This window comes from Halorientalis sp. (genome assembly GCF_028275115.1).
Lineage (GTDB): Archaea > Halobacteriota > Halobacteria > Halobacteriales > Haloarculaceae > Halorientalis.
Window position 1 is genome coordinate 171,286 of the sequence record NZ_JAQCNH010000029.1, and the last position, 21,313, is coordinate 192,598.

At 66.1% G+C, this 21,313-nt stretch carries 27 protein-coding genes, 1 tRNA gene and 3 pseudogenes; 14 read left to right on the top strand and 17 right to left on the bottom strand.

Translation table 11 applies throughout. The features are described 5' to 3' along the window. Nucleotides 1-134 precede the first annotated feature (134 nt). Entirely contained in the window at nucleotides 135-497 is a 363-nt protein-coding gene (locus Q0964_RS05390) for an Ig-like domain-containing protein (protein WP_299264427.1), read from the top strand. Nucleotides 498-555: 58 nt separating this feature from the next. Here the strand turns inward: Q0964_RS05390 and Q0964_RS05395 are convergent, their stop codons facing one another. After that, on the bottom strand, nucleotides 556-1,593 hold the full coding sequence (locus Q0964_RS05395) for a zinc-dependent alcohol dehydrogenase family protein (protein WP_299264430.1): 1,038 nt from the start codon (nucleotides 1,591-1,593) through the stop codon (nucleotides 556-558). 138 nt (nucleotides 1,594-1,731) lie between these two features. Between Q0964_RS05395 and Q0964_RS05400 the strand changes: the two genes are divergently transcribed. Beyond that, nucleotides 1,732-2,076 carry a hypothetical protein gene (locus Q0964_RS05400; protein ID WP_299264433.1) on the top strand — a complete coding sequence of 115 codons (345 nt, stop codon included), beginning with the start codon at nucleotides 1,732-1,734 and terminating at the stop codon, nucleotides 2,074-2,076. A gap of 41 nt (nucleotides 2,077-2,117) precedes the next feature. On the opposite strand, the pseudogene Q0964_RS05405 reads toward Q0964_RS05400, so the two are convergent. After that, nucleotides 2,118-2,444, bottom strand: a pseudogene (locus tag Q0964_RS05405) (rhodanese-like domain-containing protein); the annotation flags it as partial. Between the two features lie 198 nt (nucleotides 2,445-2,642). Here Q0964_RS05405 and Q0964_RS05410 point away from each other — a divergent pair. After that, nucleotides 2,643-3,203: a class I SAM-dependent methyltransferase gene (locus Q0964_RS05410; RefSeq protein WP_299264439.1), complete on the top strand. Its 561-nt coding sequence runs from the start codon at nucleotides 2,643-2,645 to the stop codon at nucleotides 3,201-3,203. Then, nucleotides 3,200-3,511, top strand: a complete 312-nt coding sequence (locus Q0964_RS05415) for a hypothetical protein (protein ID WP_299264442.1) — start codon at nucleotides 3,200-3,202, stop codon at nucleotides 3,509-3,511. Before Q0964_RS05410 ends, Q0964_RS05415 begins: the two co-directional genes overlap by 4 nt. A gap of 3 nt (nucleotides 3,512-3,514) precedes the next feature. Here Q0964_RS05415 and Q0964_RS05420 read toward each other — a convergent pair whose 3' ends face one another. Further along, nucleotides 3,515-3,946, bottom strand: a complete 432-nt coding sequence (locus Q0964_RS05420; RefSeq protein ID WP_299264444.1) for a DUF7975 family protein — start codon at nucleotides 3,944-3,946, stop codon at nucleotides 3,515-3,517. A gap of 261 nt (nucleotides 3,947-4,207) precedes the next feature. Between Q0964_RS05420 and Q0964_RS18615 the strand changes: the two genes are divergently transcribed. The 3 genes from Q0964_RS18615 (at nucleotide 4,208) to Q0964_RS05430 (ending at nucleotide 4,917) form a co-directional block, all read left to right on the top strand. Further along, nucleotides 4,208-4,363 (top strand): DUF7837 family putative zinc-binding protein, encoded by a 156-nt coding sequence (locus Q0964_RS18615; protein WP_475405502.1) that lies wholly within the window; start codon nucleotides 4,208-4,210, stop codon nucleotides 4,361-4,363. A gap of 77 nt (nucleotides 4,364-4,440) precedes the next feature. Continuing rightward, the gene (locus Q0964_RS05425) at nucleotides 4,441-4,629 is read left to right on the top strand and encodes a hypothetical protein (RefSeq protein ID WP_299264446.1); all 189 of its coding nucleotides are present in this window, start codon (nucleotides 4,441-4,443) and stop codon (nucleotides 4,627-4,629) included. Between the two features lie 51 nt (nucleotides 4,630-4,680). Further along, a complete protein-coding gene (locus tag Q0964_RS05430) occupies nucleotides 4,681-4,917 on the top strand; it encodes an HTH domain-containing protein (protein WP_299264449.1) in 237 nt (78 codons plus the stop codon). 197 nt (nucleotides 4,918-5,114) lie between these two features. Here the strand turns inward: Q0964_RS05430 and Q0964_RS05435 are convergent, their stop codons facing one another. Together Q0964_RS05435 and Q0964_RS05440 are read right to left on the bottom strand one after the other, a co-directional pair. Beyond that, nucleotides 5,115-5,681, bottom strand: a complete 567-nt coding sequence (locus tag Q0964_RS05435; RefSeq protein ID WP_299264452.1) for a DUF8054 family protein — start codon at nucleotides 5,679-5,681, stop codon at nucleotides 5,115-5,117. Next, nucleotides 5,678-6,448, bottom strand: a complete 771-nt coding sequence (locus tag Q0964_RS05440) for a nucleotide-binding protein (RefSeq protein ID WP_299264453.1) — start codon at nucleotides 6,446-6,448, stop codon at nucleotides 5,678-5,680. Before Q0964_RS05440 ends, Q0964_RS05435 begins: the two co-directional genes overlap by 4 nt. Nucleotides 6,449-6,964: 516 nt before the next feature. Here Q0964_RS05440 and Q0964_RS18440 point away from each other — a divergent pair. Further along, a pseudogene (locus tag Q0964_RS18440) lies at nucleotides 6,965-7,087 on the top strand (hypothetical protein); the annotation flags it as partial. Here the strand turns inward: Q0964_RS18440 and Q0964_RS05445 are convergent. The 9 genes from Q0964_RS05445 to Q0964_RS05485 all read right to left on the bottom strand — a co-directional run bounded on the left by Q0964_RS05445 (nucleotide 7,084) and on the right by Q0964_RS05485 (nucleotide 14,571). Beyond that, nucleotides 7,084-8,622, bottom strand: a complete 1,539-nt coding sequence (locus Q0964_RS05445; protein ID WP_299264456.1) for a cobyric acid synthase — start codon at nucleotides 8,620-8,622, stop codon at nucleotides 7,084-7,086. The pseudogene Q0964_RS18440 and the gene Q0964_RS05445 sit on opposite strands and share 4 nt — an antisense overlap. Before the next feature lie 206 nt (nucleotides 8,623-8,828). Further along, complete coding sequence (locus Q0964_RS05450) at nucleotides 8,829-8,957, bottom strand: hypothetical protein (RefSeq protein ID WP_299264459.1); 129 nt, start codon at nucleotides 8,955-8,957, stop codon at nucleotides 8,829-8,831. A 76-nt stretch (nucleotides 8,958-9,033) separates the two neighbouring features. Continuing rightward, nucleotides 9,034-9,696, bottom strand: coding sequence for a cob(I)yrinic acid a,c-diamide adenosyltransferase (locus tag Q0964_RS05455; protein ID WP_299264462.1), 663 nt, complete (start codon nucleotides 9,694-9,696; stop codon nucleotides 9,034-9,036). A gap of 27 nt (nucleotides 9,697-9,723) precedes the next feature. Beyond that, a complete protein-coding gene (locus Q0964_RS05460) occupies nucleotides 9,724-10,449 on the bottom strand; it encodes an adenosylcobinamide amidohydrolase (protein WP_299264465.1) in 726 nt (241 codons plus the stop codon). Beyond that, nucleotides 10,446-11,504, bottom strand: a complete 1,059-nt coding sequence (locus Q0964_RS05465) for a threonine-phosphate decarboxylase (protein ID WP_299264467.1) — start codon at nucleotides 11,502-11,504, stop codon at nucleotides 10,446-10,448. The genes Q0964_RS05460 and Q0964_RS05465 overlap by 4 nt, the downstream gene beginning before the upstream one ends. Nucleotides 11,505-11,540: 36 nt before the next feature. Then, the gene (locus tag Q0964_RS05470; protein ID WP_299264520.1) at nucleotides 11,541-12,116 is read right to left on the bottom strand and encodes an NTP transferase domain-containing protein; all 576 of its coding nucleotides are present in this window, start codon (nucleotides 12,114-12,116) and stop codon (nucleotides 11,541-11,543) included. Continuing rightward, a complete protein-coding gene (gene cobS / locus Q0964_RS05475) occupies nucleotides 12,116-12,985 on the bottom strand; it encodes an adenosylcobinamide-GDP ribazoletransferase (RefSeq protein ID WP_299264470.1) in 870 nt (289 codons plus the stop codon). Before cobS ends, Q0964_RS05470 begins: the two co-directional genes overlap by 1 nt. 1 nt (nucleotide 12,986) lies before the next feature. Continuing rightward, nucleotides 12,987-13,895, bottom strand: coding sequence for an adenosylcobinamide-phosphate synthase CbiB (gene cbiB / locus Q0964_RS05480; protein ID WP_299264471.1), 909 nt, complete (start codon nucleotides 13,893-13,895; stop codon nucleotides 12,987-12,989). 16 nt (nucleotides 13,896-13,911) lie between these two features. Next, nucleotides 13,912-14,571, bottom strand: a complete 660-nt coding sequence (locus tag Q0964_RS05485) for an HAD family hydrolase (RefSeq protein WP_299264474.1) — start codon at nucleotides 14,569-14,571, stop codon at nucleotides 13,912-13,914. 226 nt (nucleotides 14,572-14,797) lie between these two features. Here Q0964_RS05485 and Q0964_RS05490 point away from each other — a divergent pair, with 226 nt between their 5' ends. Next, nucleotides 14,798-15,055, top strand: coding sequence for an FmdB family zinc ribbon protein (locus Q0964_RS05490; protein WP_299264476.1), 258 nt, complete (start codon nucleotides 14,798-14,800; stop codon nucleotides 15,053-15,055). A 485-nt stretch (nucleotides 15,056-15,540) separates the two neighbouring features. Then, complete coding sequence (locus tag Q0964_RS05495; protein WP_299264478.1) at nucleotides 15,541-16,065, top strand: HPP family protein; 525 nt, start codon at nucleotides 15,541-15,543, stop codon at nucleotides 16,063-16,065. Between the two features lie 492 nt (nucleotides 16,066-16,557). Here Q0964_RS05495 and Q0964_RS05500 read toward each other — a convergent pair. After that, a tRNA-Tyr gene (locus Q0964_RS05500) sits at nucleotides 16,558-16,631 on the bottom strand. Between the two features lie 150 nt (nucleotides 16,632-16,781). On the opposite strand from Q0964_RS05500, the gene Q0964_RS05505 reads away from it, so the two are divergent. The 3 genes from Q0964_RS05505 to ftsZ all read left to right on the top strand — a co-directional run bounded on the left by Q0964_RS05505 (nucleotide 16,782) and on the right by ftsZ (nucleotide 18,955). Then, the gene (locus Q0964_RS05505; protein WP_299264481.1) at nucleotides 16,782-17,327 is read left to right on the top strand and encodes a double zinc ribbon domain-containing protein; all 546 of its coding nucleotides are present in this window, start codon (nucleotides 16,782-16,784) and stop codon (nucleotides 17,325-17,327) included. A gap of 236 nt (nucleotides 17,328-17,563) precedes the next feature. After that, nucleotides 17,564-17,746: a ribbon-helix-helix domain-containing protein gene (locus Q0964_RS05510; RefSeq protein ID WP_299264484.1), complete on the top strand. Its 183-nt coding sequence runs from the start codon at nucleotides 17,564-17,566 to the stop codon at nucleotides 17,744-17,746. A gap of 3 nt (nucleotides 17,747-17,749) precedes the next feature. Continuing rightward, nucleotides 17,750-18,955, top strand: coding sequence for a cell division protein FtsZ (ftsZ, locus tag Q0964_RS05515; RefSeq protein ID WP_299264487.1), 1,206 nt, complete (start codon nucleotides 17,750-17,752; stop codon nucleotides 18,953-18,955). Between the two features lie 129 nt (nucleotides 18,956-19,084). Here the strand turns inward: ftsZ and Q0964_RS05520 are convergent. After that, nucleotides 19,085-19,653, bottom strand: a pseudogene (locus Q0964_RS05520) (adenine nucleotide alpha hydrolase family protein); the annotation flags it as partial. Nucleotides 19,654-19,825: 172 nt separating this feature from the next. Next, nucleotides 19,826-20,524 (bottom strand): alpha/beta fold hydrolase, encoded by a 699-nt coding sequence (locus Q0964_RS05525; protein WP_299264490.1) that lies wholly within the window; start codon nucleotides 20,522-20,524, stop codon nucleotides 19,826-19,828. A gap of 107 nt (nucleotides 20,525-20,631) precedes the next feature. Here Q0964_RS05525 and Q0964_RS05530 point away from each other — a divergent pair, with 107 nt between their 5' ends. Next, nucleotides 20,632-21,285: a DUF7095 family protein gene (locus Q0964_RS05530; RefSeq protein WP_299264494.1), complete on the top strand. Its 654-nt coding sequence runs from the start codon at nucleotides 20,632-20,634 to the stop codon at nucleotides 21,283-21,285. The last annotated feature ends 28 nt before the right edge of the window (nucleotides 21,286-21,313 follow it).

The window sequence follows — 21,313 nt, forward strand, 5'->3', positions numbered from 1 at the left end:
AGGGGGAGCGGGTGCGTTCGACGGGGAACCTCGGCCGTCCGACTCGGGCACCGTCGGTCTGCGTGCACACGGTGTGTTTCAGAACCAGAAACGCCGAGTCCTGTTTTTACTGTCTTGACACCCTCTGTGTGATTATGCTTCCCGACTCCCGCCCCCGACACAGATCCGTCGCAGATCCGTCCGTCGGTGACGAACAACTGCTCGTCTCCGACGAGACCATCGTCCTCCGAAACTACGACGCCGAAACCACCCACGAGGTCACCGTCGAGTTGCACGATGCCGACGACGAAATCGCCTTCCAGCAGACGTACACCCTCGGCCCACAGATGGTCACGAGCATCGAGACGCGGCTTCCGCGTGCAGTCTACCGTGTCGACGTTCAGGCGGACGATACCGACAGTTCCAGCACCGACTGTTTGGTCGGGAGCGGCCCGTCCGAGACCGCTCTCGTCGAAGTCGGTAACGGCCTCGTGAACGTCGCAGAGGGTGTTTACTGACGGCGCCACGCCGGCGTTTCTCGCGCGGGTCGCCGAGAGGAAGAGCCGATATCCGGTTTCAGGGTTTGACCAGTACCTTCAGCGCCTCGCGGTCGGCCATCGCCTGGTATCCTTCGGGGACGCCCGCCAGGTCGACCGTTTTCGTGAAGATGGGGGCAGGGTCGAGCGTCCCACCGAGCACGTCGGCCAGCAGGTCCTCGGCGTAGGCACGTACCGGCGCGATGCCGCCCGTGAGCGTGATATTATCGCCGAAGAAGTCGTACAGCTCCAGTCCGTCGGCGTCGATACCGTACGGGGCACCGACGTAGCCGACGGTCCCACCGGGACGACAGACCGAGACGGCAGTGTCCATCGACGAGGCCGCACCGACACACTCCATAACGTGGTCCACACCGCCGTCGGTCACGTCGAGGACCTGCTCGACCTCGTCCTCGCCGCCCAATACGGTGTCGGTCGCGCCGAAATCGGCGGCGATATTGAGGCGGTTTTGATGATGACCGACAGCGACGATTCGGCGGGCACCCAAGCGGCGGGCGGCGAGGACGCCACAGAGGCCGACCGCACCGTCGCCGACGACCACGCAGGTGCTCCCGGGTTCGACGCCGGCGCTGACGGCGGCGTGGTGCCCGGTACCCATCACGTCCGTCAGCGGAAGAACGGATTCGAGTACGTCCTCGTCGTCGGCGTAGCGGTCGGGCACCCGCACGAGCGTCCCGTCGGCGTGTGGCGTGCGGACGTACTCGCCCTGTGCGCCGCCGTTCTCGCCATTCCAGGAGCCGCCGTTCGCACAGGACGTGTGCAGCCCTTTCCGGCAGAACTCGCACTCGCCGCAGCTAATGACGAAGGGCGCGAATACCCTGTCACCCGGTTCGACGCTGCGTACGTCCTCGCCGACGTCTTCGACGATACCCATGGGTTCGTGGCCGACCCGCGAGCCCTGCTCGCGGTCGCTGTCGCCGTTGTAGAACCAGAGGTCCGAGCCACAGACCGCAGTGTGCGTTACCCGGACGAGTGCGTCCGTCGGGTCCGTCAGTTCTGGCTTCGGTACCTCCTCGACACGAATGTCGCCTGGTCCGTGAAACGTTGCTGCGCGCATACTCTCTGCAGGGCTAGCGAACATATAGTGGTCACGCAGGGATACTCGCGCCGCCGACCGTTGGCTCGGCCGGAGTAGCCGGGAATATTAATTCACTGCGTCTCGAACAGAAGACGGGGAGCGAACGGAGGAGACACCATGACAGACCAAGACACACAGACCGCCGACCGTGCGTTCACCGACCCGGAGTTCGCCGCACTCGCGCTCACCGTCGACGACGACGACGCACTCGAGAAAGTTCACGCCACCGTCAAGGGGCTCCACGCGACCCCGACACCAGTCGGCACCAAGATTCGGACGACCAACGGCGCGCTCGTCGCCGTTGTTCACGCACTACAGGCCGAGTCCGACGACGTCGAGTCGGTGCTGCACTACCGGACCGATCCGGCCGCCGCGCTCGCGACACGAAAAGCGAGGACGTTGCGCCGGGCGCTCGACTCCCACGAGGCAGACGTCGACCCGGACGTCATCGCCCCCGAGTGAGGCGTTCGGGACACCAGTCAGTCGGTTCGGGGTTCGGGATCGACACGCCCCCAGGCGTGCATCCCGTTGCGGACGGACTTCGCGTCGAAGCCGTGCGCCTGCAGGAACTCGGCGGCGCGCGCGGAGGTGACACCGGCGACACAGACGACCGCAATCTCCTCGTCCTCGGGGAGTTCGTCGAGATTGGCTTCTAGTCCCGAGTAGTCGTACTGGAGCAGCTGCTCGTAGATGGGAAGGTTCGTGCTCTCGGGAATCCGCTGCTGTGCGTAGGCGCTCTCTTTTCGAACGTCCAGAACGAACAGGTCCTCCGCCTGTGCCGTCCCGAGACGACGCGCGACCTCGGTAGCCTCGATCTCGATATTGCTCATTTCGTCCAATATCACAGGACGGCTCTAAAATAAACGTGGTGGAACTGAAGCGGACGACGGCGCTCGGGGACCCGGACGAATCTCCGTTCGCTCTGCCCCGGTCGGACGGACGGTGCGGCTAGCCGACCGGCGGACCCGCTGGGTCGGGACTGCCATGATCCAGCAATTATTTCACATTGTGTACACAACTCCTCTTGTATGGGACACCACACGTTCGATGCGGGGGAGGCGGCCAAACTCGAGGACGCCGCCGCTCGCTATCGCTCGGTCTCGCGCGCGGAACTCCTCTGGGCGCTCGGTCTGACGGGGACGGAGACAGTAGTCGACCTCGGGAGCGGGACGGGGTTTTATACGGACGACGTTGCGCCACACGCAGAGCGGGTGTACGCAGTCGACGTCCAAGAGGCGATGCACGACCACTACCGGGCGAAAGGCGTCCCGGCGAACGTGGGCCTCGTCACCTCGGAAATCGAGGACCTTCCGTTCGACGACGGCGAACTCGACGCGGCCGTCTCGACGATGACGTACCACGAGTTCGCCACGGACACCGCGTTCGCGGAACTCGCGCGGGTCCTCCCGTCGGGTGGCCGTCTCGTCGTGGCCGACTGGTCCGCCGACGGGCCCGGCGAGGACGGGCCGCCAGTCGACGAGCGGTTCACGGAGGACGAGGCAGCCACGGCGTTCGAGGCGGCCGGGTTCGACGTCGAGTTCCGTGCAACGCGGCTGGAGACGTTCCTGGTCGTCGCCGCGAGACGGTGAGTTCGGTCGGGCCGGGGCGATTCGGCGAGCGCCGTGCCGACGCCGGCGTGATTGTCCTCGACACACTCGCGCCACATCCCGACACACCGCCCGGACACGCCGAAATCGTGACCGTCCGCGAGGCCGGCGTCGGCGCCCGGACGGCGACGGACTACCCGGAATCGGAGGGGTACGACGCGAAGACACTCACCGGTGGCTACGCAGGTTGTCCACAGTACGAGCGGAACGCGGTGCCGTACCGGCTGGCCGCGTTCATTCGACGCGTCGTGCCGTCCCAACGGGCCCGAAACGGGTTGCCGAATCGGTGACGATCAGACCTCGACGACCCAGGCCCGATACTCCTCCTCGCGCCCGTACACCGACTGAAACACGCGGTCGAAGAACGCCCCTAGCCGCTCCGGGTCGGCACGGGCCGTGATTCGGACGTTCGTTCCGTAAGCGTCCGCCGGGCTCGACAGTTCGTCGATTCGAAAGTCGGGATACTCGTCGAGGAGGGCTTTCAGCCGGTCCAGTTCGGCGTCCGTACAATCGAGATTTACGATGTCGTCGGCGAGTTGTATCCAGGGAACCGTCTGTTCCGGTGCGTCCTCGGGAAGGGCTTCGTTTTCGTCGGCGGCGTCCTCGGCCGGTGTCGGTTCGGGTTCGATGGTGATGAAGGGGCTGTCACGCTCGCGGTGTGCCGCGACGGCCGCGGCGAACAGCTCTTGACGACCCGTCGGCGTGTCGGCGTCGAACCGTGTCACGGGGAACCATTCGTCACCCAGCGACAAAAGACCGTTCGAGCCCCGGTACTCCCCCAGGCAGGGCTTGGAGCCGACTGGGACGTCCCAGGCACTCGCGGCCAGTCCACCTGGAATCGGTACGTTTCAGGTGAGTTACTTTTTTGGACTGGGGCAGTCGCGTCCGGTAGTTTCACTTTCACTCCGCGTGGCTCGGGTACATACCCCTCCAGCGAGTAGTGTAGATAGAGGGTGACCAGCCCTCCCCTGTCACACGCTCCTTCGATGTCACCGACCACCACCCACGAGTCTCTCGGTGTCTGCCCCCGATGTAGCACGGCGATTCCGTCGCGCAACCTCCTCATCCGCTACGAGCGCGGCGACGGCGAAGCACGATACGCTGCGTGCCCGGACTGTCAGACACCGGTGCACCCGGAGTGACCGCCGTCCCGTCGACCGACGGCCGGTCGAGACGACGGGAGCGTTCATATTCGAGGCCGTCGTAGTAAGGGGTAGCTGTGAGTTCACCCGCACATCGGTGTGCAGGCTGTGGCGCACTGCTCCAGTCCGTCGACGAACTCGACCGCCGAGATGGGACGGCCGGCCGGTCGTGGTCCTGCACGTACTGTGGAACGTCGGTTCCGGCCATCGTCGGGGAGAAACTCAGCCACTGCCGAGACGGATCCGCGACGGACCGCCGGTCCTGACGCCGGTATCTCCACGAAGAAAATAAGTCCCCGAGCGGAGTGTGGCTACGTATGCCCGATGCAGGCCGTGAGACGGAGTATACCGAATCGAACGTACTCGACGTGTTCACGTCACGCGAGGACTATGCGGAGCCGCTGACGGCGACGGAAGTCGCCGACCGGTTGGGCTGTTCGCGTCGGACGGCGCTGAACAAACTTCACGAGCTATCCGAAAAAACCGACGTGACGAGCAAGAAGGTCGGTGGTCGGAGTCGTGTCTGGTGGATTCCAGTTCGCGTCGACGAGTAAGAGGGCACGTCGGTGTTCGCACTCGCCTCAGTGTACCCAGAGTCCGTGCTCGCTCCGGGCGTGCTGCAGCAGTTCTTCGGTGGTATCGAACTGCTCACCGCAACCACACGAATGGTATGCCGTCGACTGTTGACGTGTCGCCATACGAAACAACAAACGAGGTGAAACCTCTTAACTGTTTGTGCGGCACGGGACACTCACTCACACACTTCGTCGAGGCCCCACTCGGCTGCACGCTCCCGGGCTTCCTCGCGGGCCTGTTCGCGGATGGCTTCGATTTTCCCTTCGTTCTCGAGGAAGGCCTCGACAGCGCTCTGCTGAGCCGGTTCGCCGCTGTCGGAGCCACTGGCCGGTGACTCACGCACGCGGCTGTCGGGCGCGTTGTTTCGTGTCCGGGCCGCGAGGTCGGGGTCGCCAGCGAGTCGCTGAGCGGGCATGCCAGGCGGCACGCGGAGCGCAGGCGTGTCGTGGAGGTCGGCGAGGACGTCAGCGGGGAGCGCGACGAGTTCGAGTCGATAGGGACCGGGAACCGCCAGGTCGGCGAGAGCCGGCGGCCCGCCCCTGTCGGTTTCGGTGTGGTAGGTGAGCACCGGCACGCCGTCAGTAAGGGTGAGAACGCCCCGGGCGTCGGCGGCCAACAGGAGCGTCTCCTGTGGTTCCAGCACGGCGTAACCGGTGAGTTCGCGGTCGAGAGCGGCCGCGAGCGCGGCTCCGGGGTCGTCAACGACCCGGGAGTGAACCAGCCGACCGCTCGGGAGTTTCATCGTTGCTCCGGAATGACAGCGCTACGAAAGCGGTCGGCCACGTCGTCGGCCGCACCAGAGCGCACGTCGAGGTCCCTGGCGGCTCCCCGGTAGGCCTCGGCGGCCGCCGCAGCAGGCGCGTGCGCGAGTAGTGGTTCGCCGGCGCGCCGAGCCTTCCGGGCTGCGTCGCTGTCGGGCACGGTCGCCAGCGTCGGCCCGTCGAAGTACCGTCGGGATTTCTCAGCGACCGACTGCACGTCGTCCGGGTCGGTCACCTTGTTGAAAATCGTCCCCGCGGTTTCGGTCCCGTACGAGTGAGCGTACTCCTGGACCTTCAGACCGTCCGAGAGGGCCGGAATCGTCGGCTGGAGGACGACGACCACCCGATCGGCCAGGACGATCGGCAGGACAGCGGACTTCGAACCCAGCGTCGCGGGCGAGTCCAGCAGAATGACGTCGGTGTCGACCGCCAGCGTGGCGACGACGTCACGCAGGCGCTCCGGTTCGGCCGCCTCGAAGCCCGCGAGACTCGTTCCGCAGGGGACGACGGACATGCCGAACCGGTCGTAGACCGCTGCCTCGACCGGTGCGCCGCCCTCGACCAACACGTCGTGCAACGTCGTGTCGACCGACGAGAGTCCGGCGTGAAAGAGCAGGTTCGCCATTCCCGTGTCAGCGTCGATCACTGTCACGTCGTACTCCTCCGCCAGCGCCATTCCCAGCGCGAGCGTGCTGGTGGTCTTGCCGGTCCCCCCTTTCCCGCTCGCAACTGCGAACGCCTCGACCATTACACGAGGATGACCCCGGTTTCGCACTTAATTCTACGGGTGGCAATCGTGCCAGGTCGCGGACGGGTTTCGACGGCCGGTCGTCGGATTACGGGTGACGGAACCGCAGTGTGTGGGTTTTGTGTCGTCTTTTCGAGTCGACGATGGCCGAAAATTAACACTGTGGGTCGTAGATGCTTCCACGAGTGACACGACAGCAGTTGCCGCGGCGAGGCGGGTAGTGTGCCCACCGTCGTCGCTCTCCACGTCACGTTGCTCGGCATCTCCGGGCTCACCGCGGGGTCGCTCGCGGTGTCTGCCTGTGGACAGCGGTCCGACTGGGAGCCAGGGCGTTCGTCGCGTCGATGAGCGTCCTCACGGCATGCACAGTCACCCACAGCGTCGGATTGCTAGTCACCGACTGGACACGCCGGGTCGCGATAGAGAACCTCCAGTGGGTGGTGACGCTGTCGGCCCCCGTCTGCTGGCTCGTGTTCGCCCTGCCGCACCGGCTCCTTCGAGTAGCCCCGCGAACACGACGCCGAAGAGGTCGCAGAGCGCACGAATATCACTTCGACGATATTTCACGGCCACCTCCGGAAAGCCGAACGGACGCTCGTCTCTGCGTTCTCCGAGACGGGTGACGGCGACCGGGGTTAGGGGTGGAACTGTGACAGGTCGACGGACTCGCCCAACAGTGCCGCCGCCCGGTCCGCGGCCGCGTCGATACCGCCCCGGGCGGCTCCGTTCGTTCCGTCCTGGTTTCCATTGCCACTCGGTCGGTCACAGTCCGCGGCCGCGAACACCGACTCGACGAACGCCTCGCGCGCAACCCGGTTCTCGAACAGTCCGTGCAGGTACGTTCCCAGCACCCGCTCGGTCGCGGCACCGTCGGGCTCGCGGCACTCGTCGCCGGGGAACGGTCGGCGGGCGTCACCGGTCAGCCGGCTCTTTCCCATGTGAATCTCGTAGCCCCTGACCGAGCCCGCGGCGCCGGTGAGCGGACCGACGCCACTCAGCTCGCGGGTCACCGGTTCGACCCGCTTTGCCGACTCGAACCGCGTCTCGACCGGGAGCAGACCGAATCCCGACAGCGCGTCGATGTCGTCGGTACTCTCGACGCCGGCGTTGGTGATTCGCTCGCCGAGCAGTTGGTAGCCGCCACAGAGGCCGACCACCGGTCCATCGAAGGGTTCCAGTGCCGCACCGAACCCGGCCTCGCGGAGTGCGCGCAGGTCGTCGACCGTGTTCTTCGTCCCCGGGAGGACGACGGCGTCGGCCTCCTCGAGCGACGTCGAAAGCGGCAGGTAGGCCACCCGGACCCCGGGCTCGCGGGCCAGCGGTTCGAGGTCGGTCATGTTCGAGGCCCGCGGGAGTCGCGGCACTGCGACGGTCACCGTCCGAGCGTCCGGAGCGCCATCGTCGCCGCCGTGGACGGCCCGCTCACCGACCGACGGGAGCGACACGCTGTCCTCCTCGGGCAGGCCAGGGTCGTCGTACGGGACCACACCCAGAATCGGCACATCGGTCCGGTCCTCGAACTCCGCGATGCCGGGCGCGAGCAACGAGCGGTCGCCGCGGAACTTCGTGATCACCGCGCCGACGACTCGCTCGCGGAGGTCGCCGGGCATCAACTCGATAGTACCCACGAGAGACGCGAACACGCCGCCGCGTTCGATGTCCGCGACCAGCAGGATGTCGGCGTCGCTGCGTCTAGCCGTCTCGACGTTCGCGAGGTCCCGGTCGCGGAGGTTCGGCTCGGCGATGGAGCCGGCGCCCTCGGCGACGATTACGTCGTGGTCGGCGGCGAGACGGGCGTGTGACTCGCGAGCGACGGTGAGGGCGTCGTCCCAGTGGTCCTCGTAGTACTCGCCGGCGCTGTAGTGGGCGACAGCCTCGCCCTGGAGGACGAGCTGTGACTCGCCGTCACCACGGGGTTTCAGGAGAACGGGATTGAGGTCCGTCGTCGCCGGGACACGAGCGGCCCGGGCCTGGACGTACTGAGAGACACCGATCTCCCCGGTCGAGCCGTCTGGGTCGGCCACTGCGCGGGCGTTGTTGCTCATGTTCTGCGCCTTGTATGGGACCACGTCGACGCCCCGGTCGGCCAACCACCGACAGAGGCCCGCGGCGACGGTACTCTTGCCGACGTGGCTGGCAGTGCCCGCGACGAGAATCGTGCTGGCCTCGCTCACACCCGTTACTCGGGTGCGAGCGACTAAACCGATTCGACCGTGAGAGCGTGTGCCGCGCCCGCCCGCTACGGCGGTCGGGGGTAGGGCCAGGAAATGTGTCTTGTGGCGGCCGTTCGCCGCGCGTCGGACAGCCGTCTGTCCGTTTTCGAAGGCTCCACGTTCCGAGGCAGTAGTCTGGTTCCGTCTGTCCGTCCCGGAGCCTCCCGCTAGGAGTACGCGAACCGCAGGAGCGACGCGACGTAGACGGAGAGCAGAGCGACGGTCGCAACGACCTGGGCCGCGACAGGAGCAAAGAGAGTGATGCGATTACCCGTCCGTCGTCGAGTGGCATCCATCAGGCCAATTCCAACGCACCTGTATCAGTATTGTCATTTGTCCGCCTGTTGATAGTCGAGGGGACTGTGCCGGTCGTCAGAACTCCGTGCCCTTCCGTGCGCCCTGTCCCGCCTCGATGGGGTGGCGTTCCTTGCCGACTTCGGTGACTAGATCGGCGCGTTCGATGACGTACTCGGGCCGGTCGTGGCCGCCCGTCATGACGAGTTCCAGTCCGTCGGGTTTGTCGTCGATCAGTTCGATCAGGTCGTCGGGATCGACCAGCCCGCGGTTGGCGGCGTACAGCACTTCGTCGAGGACGAGCATGTGAACGCCCTCGTCGGGGTCGCCGTCGAGCGGGAACGGCGTCGAGCAGTCCGCATCCGCGGTCCCCTCGACCAGCGCGCGTGCTCGCGCCATCGCGCCCTGTGCGCGAGCTTCGTGTTCGTCGTCCTCGCTGCCGTCCATGAAGCCGTGCCAGCCGTAGTGACCGGCGTTCTCGTAGGAGAGGGCGGGCATCGCGGCCATCGCGTTGTACTCGCCACGCACGTCCTCGACAGTGCTGGTTCCGCCTTTCATGAACTGGAGAACGTGAACGCGGTAGCCGTGGCCTGCGGCCCGGAACGCCATTCCGAGTGCTGCGGTCGTTTTGCCTTTGCCGTCGCCCCACCAGACCTGCACGAGGCCGAACTCCTCGGGCGCGCCCGGTTCGATGCTTCGTGGGCCGAGCGGGTCGTCAGCCGCGTCCGTCGCGTCGGTCATACACAGTCTCAGCGTTCGAGGATTGTATCAGTCCCGGTCCGCACGGCGAGGGTCGAACACGGTCGCCCGCTCGTCGGTCCGGACGCCGTACTCCGCGTCTGGCACGTCGTCCGGAATCTCGTGGTCGGCGTACCGGGAGCGAAGGCTCGCCCGGACCGCCTCGCGAACGCAGGCCCGTGCCGCCGCGCCGACGGCCGTCCCGCTGCCCGCGAACTCGGCGGGCCCGCCGTCGGCGTCACAGCCCACGGCGACGGCGTCGGAGGTCGTACCGGTGAAGCCCGTCAGTGACTGGAGGGTCGCGGTCTTTGCCTCAACGGCGGTCGCGAGCAGCGTCGCCAGCGTACCGCGGTCGAGGGCGCGAGTCGTCCCCACGAGCAGATTGACTGTGCCGAACTCGCGGTCGGGACCGCCGTCGCCGCCACGGCCCGTCCGACCCGCGTCGCCGTCGGACGGCATCGGGAGTGCAGCCGGGTTCGAGAGCCCAGCCGTCGCGACGACCGTCACCGACGCCGCGCGTGCGCCGCGAGCGTGAACGAGGTCGACACCGGTGAGTAACGCCGGTCCAGCGGTCCCGAACCCCGCTCGCTCGCGGCGCTCGCCGACGTATGCGTCGAGGTCCGTCCGCTCGAACCCGTCGGGGACGGAGACGTTGTACGCGGCCGGCGCAGTTCGGTAGCCGCCGTTTGGCCCTGTGGCCAGCCAGCGGTCCGGGCCGGAGACTCTGAGAACGCCGTCGGCGACGACCGTCCTCATACGCCCAGCGCGGCGAGCAAGCGGTCGTTCTCGGCGGGCATCCGCACTGCGACCCGGAAGTGCGAGTCCAGTCCGCGGAACGTGCGTGCGTCCCGGATTGCGATGTCGTGTTCGCGGGCCTCGGCGATGGCTGCGTCGACGGCATCGCTCGACCCGGCATCGCAGAGGAGGAACGGCGCGTCGGAGTCGGACACGTCGAACCGGTCGCCCAAACGCGACGCCATCCGCGGTCGCTCGCGGGCGATACGCTGACGTGTCTCGGCGACGAACTCCGTCTGTTCCATGCAGTGGGCGCCGACGACAGCGGCGGGTTCCGACAGCGACCAGGTGAGCCGCGCGGCTGCGAGACGCTCGCGGAGCTGTCCCGTCGCGACCGCGAACCCAGCTCTGAGGCCCGGCAGGCCGAACATCTTGGTGAGCGAGCGGGCGACGATTACGCCGTCGGCACCCGCGAGCGACGGGTGGTCGGTGAAGTCGAGGAACGCCTCGTCGACCAGCAGGACGGTATCGTGCTGGCGGCAGCGGTCGGCGTAGTCACGGAGCCGGCCGGGGTCGTAGGCGTCTCCGGTGGGATTGTTCGGGTTACAGACCGCGACCATCGCGTGATTGGCAGGGTCGGCGTCGAGCAGTTGGTCGTGGGCCACGAACTCGGGCTCCCCGCCCTGGAGCCGGACCTCCCGGGCGTACTCACTGAAACTCGGCGCGGGTACGAGGACCGACTCGCCGGAGTGGACGACGGTACCCATCGCGAGCCGCATCGCGGCGAGCCCGCCCGCAGTCGGAATCACGGACTCGGGGGCACAGCCAACGTACTCGCCGGCTGGCACGCGGAACGAGGAGTAGTCGTCGGCTGGGTACCCGCGTGCGGTCGGGAGTGCAGTTTCGTAGATCCGCGGGACAGCATCGGGGTACTCCGGATTCGTGTTGGCACTGAAATCGAGCACCCGTCGGTCGTCGGTGCTGCCGTGTGGCACCCGCGCACCGTCGGAGACAGGGTCGTCGTCGGCCCCGGCCGCGGCAGCCGAGAGCAGGGAGTCTACCGCATCAGGATCCATCGACAGTATAGAGTGTCGCAGGCTGAAATATACTTTTCATTCTTTTGGCTGCCCGAACCGTGTCGCTAACCACTTCGCCACGGCCCCGTCACCGCGCCGGTTGACGTTGACCGCGAGTCGCGCTGCTGTCGTGACCCACACCGCACCGTCGTCGCCGCCCACCACGTTCAGCCCCGTCGGTGCGAGGTCACGCCCGTCCTCCTCGAAACTGGTGTCCACGCTCACCCCCAGCCGTCGTTTCAGTTCAATGGGGACGGCGACGGTCAGTGAGTCGGCCGAGGAGTTTCGGGCGGCCGTACAGACCCGGTCGACCAGCGTCGGTGTGAGCAGGGGGAGGTCGGCCACGCAGGTCAGCGCGGGCGAGTCGACCGTCGATAGCGCCGTGTCCAGGTCGGCGACGTACCCATCTCCGGGCGTCTCGACGACTGCGATGTCACGCTCGCGGAGGTGGGTTGCGGTCTCGGGCGTCTGTGGCGAGACCGCAGCGACGACGGATTCGACCGAACTCGCGGCCAGTGCGTCGCGAACGCGGTCGACCATCGGCCGGTCGCCGACCTCGTAGAGTGGTTTCTCGACCGGCGCGTCGAGGCGGGTCCCCTGTCCGCCACACATCAGGAGAGCGTCCACGCGATCACCCCCGCGTGGAGCCCGACGACGCGCGCGAGTTCGTTGGCGGCCCCGAACACGTCACCGTTGACGCCGCGTAGCCGGGCGTCGGCCCACCGCCGGCAGGACAGTGCGGTGAGGACACCCGCACCGAGCGTGACGGCGGCGGCCGGCGACGGCACGCTCAGGACGGCAGCGGGCAGGGCCAGCAGAAGCGGCACGAGCAGGTCGCGCTCGCCGGAGACACGGGTCAACTGTGCGCCGAGTCCGTCCGCGGGCGCAGTGCCGAGACAGGCCAGCATCGCCATCCCGAGTTTGCCGCTCACCTCTGCGGCGACGACGATGGCGAGTGCGGGGAGTCTCGGGAGGCCTGCGAGCGCGGCTCCCGCGGCGGACAGGCCGGCCACCAGCAGAGCGAGCGCGAGCGCCCCGCCGACCCCGAGCGAACTGTCTTTGAGGACGCGACGGCGGGCCGCGATCGGTTCCTCACCGCCGTGGACGACGGCCGCGTCACCGATATCGGCAACGCCGTCGGCGTGGTTGATGCCCGTAAGCCCGACCAGCGCGAGCGGGAACAGCACGGCGGCGGTCGCGACCGGGAGTGGAGCGAGGACGGGAACAGCCGCCAGCGTACCGACGAGGTAGCCGACTGGGACGAACGCGGCCGGCGTCCGCCGGAACGCTGCCCAGGCCCGCCGGTCCGTGCCGACCGGCGTCCGCGTGAGAAAGCCGAGCGCGCCTCGGGCGGCGTCGGCGGTCCGGGCGGGGAACGAACCGGTCCGGTCGCCGGCCGCGTCCGCCTGTGGGTCGTCGCGTGACGGCCCTGGCGTGGCGTCGTCAGGCATGTCCTCACGCGTCTCGGTGTCGTCGGACACCTCAGCGCACCTCCAGGAGAACGACCAGCGCGGCGGTAAGTGCGTACGCAAGGATGCCGGCGAGGGCGACGGTCCGGACGGCCGTTCGGGTGTCGGCCACGGTGGGGAGTTCCGCGTCGGCGTTGAGGACGTACCTCTCGGGTTTTTCGAGTCTGACGCCGAGGGCTGCTGCGAGCGCCCCCATCGGCCACCCCGAGTTCGGTGAGGGGACCGACGCGACCCAGCGCGACGCGCGGCGGGTCGCAGTCGGTGCGCCGGCCGCCACCGCGAGCAACAGCGCGCTCACGCGAGCCGGCACCCACATCACCGCATCGTCGAGCCGAGCGGGTCCCCAGCCGACCGGTCTCCCCCGGTACCCCAGCATCGAGTCCATCGTGTTGACGGCCTTCACCCAGGCGGCCGCGGCCGCGCCGACCGCCGGGGAGAGCTGTGCGCCGAGAGCGAATGCCACGAGCGGCGCGACGAGCCCGTCGGCGAGATTCTCGGCGGCGCTTTCGACGGCCGCACTCCTGACTTGGCCGCCCGATAGCGTTGAGGCGTCTCGCCCCGCGAGCGCGCGCAGGTCCTCGCGCGCGGCCCCGAGGTCGCGCTCGGTCGCTTCGCTCACCGTTCTGACCGCCGACAGCAGTCGCCGCAGGCTCGTCGTGACGAATAGCACCAGTCCCGCAGCGAGGACACCGACGAGCGAGTCAAGCGCCGTCGCCGCCGTGACACCAGCCCAGACGAGCGTACCAGCGGTCAGTGGAAGCGCCAGCGCGCACGAAAGGCCGGCCAGCCGCGGCGCGGCCCAGTCCCGGTCCAGCCACGCGACAGCACGGCCGAACCAGGCGACGGGGTGCAGCGTGTCGGGCGGTTCGGCCACCGTGGCGTCCAGGGCGAGTGCCAGCCCGACAGCACCGGCGCTCAGCACGGCTCGCGCACCCCCGTCACTCCCACGCGCGACCCTCCATGTACGCCGAGAACTCGGGGAGAGGTACGTCATCGAGGAGGACGTGAGCCGGACCTGTCGCGTCCGGGTCGTCGGCCGCCGACTCGCGGTCGACGACGCGGCCGTCGGTCCGCGGGTCGTCGCCGACGTGCCACAGTGAAGCGAGCGGAGCGTCGAGCGCCGTCGCGGCCGCCCTGAAAGCCCGGCTGTCTGGTTTGCGCCAGCCACAGCCGATACTCGTGACCGTAGCGTCCAGCACGTCCCGGGGGAGGTCCGAGCGCGTGAGGACGCGCGAGACCAGATGGGGGACGCTACAGTTCGAGAGGACGCCGACCGGTCCGTGGGCCGCCGCCACACGGACGGCCTCGACCGCGCCAGGTCGGGTCTCGACTGCCGGGTCGAACGCCGCGACGACGGCGCGTCTGATGGCCGTCCCTGGGGTGTCGACACCACGGCTGGCGAGGGCGGCGTTGACGTGGGCTGGCAGCGGCACCGCCGCGCCGTCGGGCGCGTCGATGTGGCGCTCACGATAGGCGCTCGCCCAGTCGTCGGGCACGTCGACGCCTCTGTCGGACAGCGTCGTCGCGACTGCGTCCGCCGGGTCGGACGACCGGTCGACTTCGACCAGCGTCCCGAAGAGATCGAACGAAACTACCACGCACGAATGCACCCGCGGCACTCACTTCAACGACGCGGTCGTGAAGCGACTCCCCGCGGTACTGTGATAGTACACTGACGAGAACACCGGCGGGCGGTTTCTCAGGTTCGTATCTGAACCGGGAACGCCAGCCGACGTCATTGGGCCGCCGTCCGTCGATTGAACGGTCGGGGATATTAAGTGGTGTAGGCCCCTCGTCCTGTGATATGACTGAGACTCGAAGTCGGTGTTCCCCCACCCCCCAGACGACAGTCCGGTCACGTACACCCCCCTCGCGGAACACGAGGTGACCCGGATGGGTACACTAAAGCGATTGAAAGAGTACCTGTCTCGCGAGCAGTCGGAGGGTCCGGAGTACGAGTGTCTCACCTGTCACCAGACGTTCGAGCGGCAACCACAGGTCTGTCCGGACTGTGGCGGCTACGACATCCGGTCGACCGAGTGGCTGGACAGCGGTGGCCGTCCGACCGAGAATCAGGCGTAGCCCCTCTACCCTCGAAGTTCGATTTCGCTGTCGGCGACGAGGAGCCGGTTTTCCCACTGCGACAGCGGGCCACGGGCCACCGACACCCCGGCCGTCGGCCCACACGTGGCCGGGTGGGGCCGAATCGACGCCCGGATTCGAGCGCGTCGTCGGAGCTCCGACTCGATCGGTGGGGCAGGCGACCACGTCGTGTGGGCTCCCGAAACCGGTCCGAGGCCACTCGACGACCGTCGAACCAACAGCATAACGTTTGGAGGGAGGCGCGTGGCGTAAGAGAGGATTCGGGAGTGTTGGTATCGTCTACCCACCACCTGTGTTATTCCGCTGGTCGTCGACCAAGGTACACGGGGTGTTTTTCTCTACTCTCTCTTCTTCAACGCCCGTATATGTCACTTGCGAGAATCGGGTGGGTGTTCGTTGAGTTAACAGTGCCGTGTCCAGACAAAGCAGGAGAGACTTATCGATCAGGCGCAGAGTAACCGGATATGAGACGCCGAGTTGGAACGAGTTTGTACGCTGGACTGCTGTTCACGGTACTCGGCGTGATTGCGTGGGGAAGTGGCCAACCGTTCATCTTCCCAAGTCTCGGCCCAACGGCCTTTGTTCTCGCGTTTGACCGACGTAGCGAACGGACGCAGACGTATCGAGTCATCGGGAGTCATCTTATTGGAGGAGTTGCTGGCCTGATGGCGTGGGCGGTAGTGGCAACAGGGATTTCGATTACTACGACGACAGCTCCCTTCTCCACAGCGGGCTTTCGCTTGGCCGCAAGTGCAACAGTTTCCATCGTACTGACCAGTTGGGCGATGATAGCCACTGATGCGATCCATCCACCCGCCTGTGCCACGACCCTTATTATCTCACTCGGACTGCTTTCGACGCCTTTGCGTGTCGGTATTATTATCGGGAGTGTTACTATTCTGGTTCTGTTCCACAGTGGCGTACTGTTCGTCTTCAAGCGTATTGTTGGTGAATCTCATCCGCTGTACAGAGAGGAGAAGTCCGATTGATGATCAGCCCGTCCGGTGTTAATTGAGTGCCATAGGACTGGTTCTGAGACGTAGATTCCTCTCGATCAGCTCGCGTCGAGCGCATACGTCTGGTTACGGAGCGGGAATATTTTCAGAGTCGAAGTGACTCCTATCTGATCATAAAGTCAGTAAAATCCACACTGCTCAGGCCCGGTTCACTCGGCTAACAGCAGTGCGCGCTATCGTCGAACGTTTCTAGCTTTCCGGCGCGTTCGGCCATACGCGAACGCACAACGGCGGTCACCCGAGTCAGGTGAGCTGTTCAGCACAAACACGCCGAGACGAAATCGCACAACAACGCGGCTCCGCTCGGCTCCGAATCGTTCGGTGAGAAAGTCCGCCCTCCCCGATTTGAACGCCGGAAGACGTGCTCGCTTCGCTGCGCGCGACTTCCGAGCCCTCGTTCGCTCCGCTCACGAGGACGGGAGACGAGTCAATCTACAGTCGACTGCAGTTCGGTTAGAAAACCAGTCCGCCCTCCCCGATTTGAACGGGGGGCAAGTCGATCTACAGTCGACTGCTCTACCAGTCTGAGCTAAGGGCGGGCGCATCACAACGTAGGACGACTGCGAGACTTAACGGTTATCATTCGGAAATCGACAGCGGGCCCTGTCTTCGTCACCACGGCGACTGACGGCCGTCAGACGGTCGGGAAGATTGAAATACCCTGGCAGACATGGTGTACGACAAGTCGAATGAGCAAGATAACGTTCCGCGCGGACGACGAACTCATCGAGCAGCTCGAAGAGTTCGACGCGTCGAAAAGCGAGGTCATGCGAGAGGCCCTCCGGACGTATCTCGACAGAAAGACGACGAGTGCGACGGAGAGTTCGGCGTCGGCTGCGTCGCCGGCGGCCGACAGCCTCGACGGCCTCGTTGCGGAACGTGTCGACGCCATCATCGCCGACCGGCTGGAGACGGCGTTTACGCCACGACAGCCGCAGGATATCAACGTAAACATCGCCCTCGACGGCGATTCCGCCGGGTCCGACGACGTGGGCGTCGACGAGCGTAAGACGCCCGTTGAGGAGGGTGAGGACGTCTCGGACGCGGCCGTCGAGAAGCGTAACGCGTGTCAGCAGTGTGGCGAAAAACTGGGATCTGAACACGTCTACTGCCCGAATTGCGGTGAGAAGGCAGCTCGCCGGGCGTTCTGTGAATGCGGCGACGAACTCCGTTCGGACTGGGCATTCTGCCCCGGCTGTGGCCGACGGACCCCAGCAGCTAACGTGCTTGACTAGCAGCAATCCGGCGTAAACAGCCCTCAAACCGTTGTTTACCCGGATAATACGCGGTTGTCTTACATAGGGAAAACCTTTATAACCTAACAGTCTGATGTAAACCCTGCGTAAGACGGTGCGTCTTACACACTGGGCGCGACGCACAACAGTCGGCTTTCGTGGTGCGATTTCCGGTGTGTAAAACAATGGGGCGCAGCGACATACCCCCACTGTCTTACCCTCACAGGGGAATCAAAATGGAGCGTGTGACACTACGGATTCCGAAACAGCAGATCGAAGAGGTTGAACGATTGGTCGATTCCGGGGAGTACCCGAATCGGAGCGAAGCGATTCGTTCGGCCGTCCGCGACATGCTAAATGAACAAGAGGGCACCCGGGACTCCTCGGACGAACGCAAACGTTCCTGGGCCAAGGTGTAGACGATGCAGGACCTTGTGAAGTCGGCGCTGGAGAACGACGAGAAGGAGAAAGAAAAGCAGGACAACGCTGGTGCGGAAGGCTTCGGTGACCCGCGGATCGTCATCGTCGGCGCGGGCGGTGCCGGCAACAACACGGTCAACCGGCTGTACAACATCGGTGTCGACGGCGCTGAAACCGTCGCGATAAACACCGACCGCCAGCACCTCGAGATGATCGAGGCCGATACGAAGATTCTGGTCGGAAAGTCTCTGACCAACGGGCTCGGCGCGGGCGGCGACCCCAGCATGGGCGAGCGCGCGACGGAGATGGCACAGGGAACGATCAAGGAAGTGCTGGGCGAGGCGGACCTCGTGTTCGTCACCGCCGGCATGGGCGGCGGCACCGGCACCGGTGCGGCTCCCGTCGTCTCCAAGATCGCCAAAGAGCAGGGCGCCATCGTCGTCGGTATGGTCTCGACACCGTTCAACGTCGAGCGCGCCCGCACGGTGAAAGCCGAGGAAGGCCTCGAGAAACTGCGTAACGAGGCCGATTCCATCATCGTGTTGGACAACAACCGGCTGCTCGATTACGTCCCGAACCTGCCAATCGGCAAGGCGTTCTCGGTGATGGACCAGATAATCGCCGAAACGGTGAAAGGCATCTCCGAGACGATCACGCAACCGTCGCTGATCAACCTGGACTACGCCGACATGTCTGCCATCATGAACAAGGGTGGCGTCGCAGTCATGCTGGTCGGGGAGACCCAGGACAAGAACAAGACGGAGGAGGTCGTCAAAGACGCGATGAACCACCCGCTGCTGGACGTGGACTACCGCGGTGCGTCCGGTGGACTGGTCCACATCACCGGCGGTCCCGACCTCACGCTGAAGGAGGCCGAGGGCATCGCCCAGAACATCACCGACCGCCTGGAGGCCGACGCGAACGTCATCTGGGGCGCGCGCATCCAGGAGGAGTACAAGGGTAAGGTCCGTGTCATGGCGATCATGACCGGCGTCCAGAGCGCCCAGATTCTCGGTCCGACGGCCCAGAAGCAGGCCAACAAGTCCAAGCAGGCCATGGACGCCGACGAGGCCGAGTTCGACGCGAGCGATCACGTTGAGAGCGGCGCAGGGAACGCTTCCGGCACGCAGAGTGACGGCTGGGCCGACGGCGGCCAGAACGAGACCAGCGAGACGAAAAACGGTCTCGACGTCATCCGGACGAACTGAACCGTCACCCGCCTGCAGAGCGACCGACCAACTTCCGTTTTTCGTGAAAACGCGCGTTTACATACGGGCAGCCGTCGGTTTCGTGTGTGACGCGTGTCTGACGCACGGCAGACTGGCCCGCATCCAGCCGGCCATCGCCGCCAGGTCCTCGTAGCCGGCCATAATCGAGTGTCGGACGCCAGGGTAGCATTCCGCCATGTCGAACAGGAGATACTAAATCTCCCCGCGGTAGGCCTCGCTCGCGCGGGGCACTCGGTGACGTGGGCCGGCAACGCCCTCAGCTGGGCGTAGAAGGCGACTTCCTTCTCGGGCACGTCGCGGAGTGGTTACGCGGGAGACGAGCGGGCCGTCGGTACTGACGCGGGTGGACGTTCCGTCACGGTCCGGCGACTCGTCCGAACGGTCCGCGGCCGAAGGCTCCGAGGCTCGCGTCGAAGTGGTGGCCATCTGTTCCACGTCGATATAGAAGAAGTTCGTCAGCGCGGTCTGTGTCTCGTCGTCCAAGTTGTGGCCGGTCAACAGTTTGTCGGCGTCGTACTCGGCGGCCACGTCGTCCGTCCGGAGGTCGAACGCCACCTCGTAGGTGACGAGTTCGACGCGCGGGTCTCGACGGACCGACAGAGGTGGTCGGCGCACATGTGCAGACCGGAGTAGGCGGCGTGCATCACCGCTTCGTCGCCGCACTTCTCGCAGTCCATGGGCGGACCATCGCCGACCGGCGTGATTGACCGTTTCGGAAACGTACCTCGGGCACTGGTCCGTCGGACACGTGTGTTCGGCCGACTTCGGCTACGGCTGCGGAAACTGGTGTTCCGGCTGTTCGCCGCCTCGTGGGACCAACAGGTGAGCCAGCACCGGTCAGAAGGGGAGTCAGAGCGCGTCAGCACCCTCGTCGACGGCCGCGAGCACTCGGTCTATGTGCTCGTCGCGCGGTCGAGAGTTGAACAGTTCGTGGCCGCCGTCGTACGGAACGCGGTTCTCCGGAGGGGTTTGTGCTTCGATGGTGTCGGGGCTAACGATGGCGTCGGTCGGCGAGTAGAAGACGGCGTCGTCGGTGTCGAACGGCGGCATACGTTCCTGGGCGCGTTTCGCCTCCCGCAGGAACGTCGGTGCCGCGTAGTCGGGGGCGTCGGCGTACCACTCGTCGGTCGTCAGTTCACCGAGTTCCTCGCGGTCGCTGCTGGCCGGCAGGACCGGCTTCGAGAGCGGGAGCTTCATCGCTAGCGAGACCACGGGGTTGTCCAGTGACTCGTGGAACCCCCACCAAGGGCTGAGGTACGTCCGGGTCACCAGGTCGTCGTCGTCGACGTACCGGGTGATCAGCCCGCCAGTGCTGTGGCTGAGCAGCCGGTACTCGTCCAGATCGGCGAGGTGAGACTGTACGGGGTCGAGGTACTCCGACTCGAAGTCGGAGACCGTCCGCGGAATCTCGAACGTGTCGATGCGGTAACCGGCCTCGGCGAGATGGTCGACCAACCACTGAACGCCATCGTACTTCGGTCGGTTGCCCCAACCGAGGACGAACACGACCCGGTCGTCGCCGTCGTCGCCGAAGGTTGCCCGTCGCATGGTCCCGGTTATTCGCCGGAGGGACAACTAGCTACCGCCCGTATCGCGGTCCCGACGTCGTGGACGAGCGGAAACCGTTTTGCCCGCTCCGGTTCTACCTGCGAAGGATGACCGATTTCGAGCGCCGGACGGCCGTCGACCGCGTGACGGACCTCGTCGAGATCGTCGCGACCGAACCGATGCCCGTGCCCGTCCGGGAGGTGTGGGTCTATGGCGACGTGGCACTCGGTCTCGACCCCGTCGAGCGACTCGACGTTTACCTCACCAAGGACATGCTGTTCGGGCGCGAATCCGACCGCGAGGCCGAGTTCCGCGAGTCCCACGGCGTCAAGGGCGTCGGCGAAACCGTCGATGCCGACTGGGCGGCCGAGTATCCGGAGTATCTACAGGCAAACGCCAGCGGCCACGCGGCACCCGAGAAGTGCCTCGCCGCCCACCTCGTCGACGACGACGAACCGATTCACCTGGAGGTGTGCAACGCCTCCTTCGAGGACAACGTCAGACAGCGACTGGAGGGCGCGATGGCTCGCGAGGACTACACACAGATTCTCGACCCGCGTGGCGTCTGCCTGTGGGTCGACGGACAGCGCAGCGACGAGGCCGTCCGGAAACTCCGGGAGAGCGAGTTCGCGTTCCCACGTCTCTCGGGTGCACTCGAAATGCTCGGCCTCGACGCCGAGGAGGCCAGCGAGGCTGCCGAGGCGGTAAAGACGTACCGCGCCGACGCGGAGGGCGCGACCGTCCGGGGCGACGTGGTGTGAACGAAACGAACATGTCGGCCCAGGTGCC

Bases quoted from the DNA above. Each gene is read 5' to 3' on its own strand.
- Q0964_RS05390 (WP_299264427.1), top strand. From the start codon at position 135: ATGCTTCCCGACTCCCGCCCCCGACACAGATCCGTCGCAGATCCGTCC.
- Q0964_RS05395 (WP_299264430.1), bottom strand. From the start codon at position 1,593: ATGCGCGCAGCAACGTTTCACGGACCAGGCGACATTCGTGTCGAGGAG.
- Q0964_RS05400 (WP_299264433.1), top strand. From the start codon at position 1,732: ATGACAGACCAAGACACACAGACCGCCGACCGTGCGTTCACCGACCCG.
- Q0964_RS05410 (WP_299264439.1), top strand. From the start codon at position 2,643: ATGGGACACCACACGTTCGATGCGGGGGAGGCGGCCAAACTCGAGGAC.
- Q0964_RS18615 (WP_475405502.1), top strand. From the start codon at position 4,208: ATGTCACCGACCACCACCCACGAGTCTCTCGGTGTCTGCCCCCGATGT.
- Q0964_RS05430 (WP_299264449.1), top strand. From the start codon at position 4,681: ATGCCCGATGCAGGCCGTGAGACGGAGTATACCGAATCGAACGTACTC.
- Q0964_RS05435 (WP_299264452.1), bottom strand. From the start codon at position 5,681: ATGAAACTCCCGAGCGGTCGGCTGGTTCACTCCCGGGTCGTTGACGAC.
- Q0964_RS05440 (WP_299264453.1), bottom strand. From the start codon at position 6,448: ATGGTCGAGGCGTTCGCAGTTGCGAGCGGGAAAGGGGGGACCGGCAAG.
- Q0964_RS05450 (WP_299264459.1), bottom strand. From the start codon at position 8,957: ATGGATGCCACTCGACGACGGACGGGTAATCGCATCACTCTCTTTGCT.
- Q0964_RS05455 (WP_299264462.1), bottom strand. From the start codon at position 9,696: ATGACCGACGCGACGGACGCGGCTGACGACCCGCTCGGCCCACGAAGC.
- Q0964_RS05460 (WP_299264465.1), bottom strand. From the start codon at position 10,449: ATGAGGACGGTCGTCGCCGACGGCGTTCTCAGAGTCTCCGGCCCGGAC.
- Q0964_RS05465 (WP_299264467.1), bottom strand. From the start codon at position 11,504: ATGGATCCTGATGCGGTAGACTCCCTGCTCTCGGCTGCCGCGGCCGGG.
- Q0964_RS05470 (WP_299264520.1), bottom strand. From the start codon at position 12,116: ATGTGTGGCGGACAGGGGACCCGCCTCGACGCGCCGGTCGAGAAACCA.
- Q0964_RS05495 (WP_299264478.1), top strand. From the start codon at position 15,541: ATGAGACGCCGAGTTGGAACGAGTTTGTACGCTGGACTGCTGTTCACG.
- Q0964_RS05505 (WP_299264481.1), top strand. From the start codon at position 16,782: ATGAGCAAGATAACGTTCCGCGCGGACGACGAACTCATCGAGCAGCTC.
- Q0964_RS05510 (WP_299264484.1), top strand. From the start codon at position 17,564: ATGGAGCGTGTGACACTACGGATTCCGAAACAGCAGATCGAAGAGGTT.
- ftsZ (WP_299264487.1), top strand. From the start codon at position 17,750: ATGCAGGACCTTGTGAAGTCGGCGCTGGAGAACGACGAGAAGGAGAAA.
- Q0964_RS05525 (WP_299264490.1), bottom strand. From the start codon at position 20,524: ATGCGACGGGCAACCTTCGGCGACGACGGCGACGACCGGGTCGTGTTC.
- Q0964_RS05530 (WP_299264494.1), top strand. From the start codon at position 20,632: ATGACCGATTTCGAGCGCCGGACGGCCGTCGACCGCGTGACGGACCTC.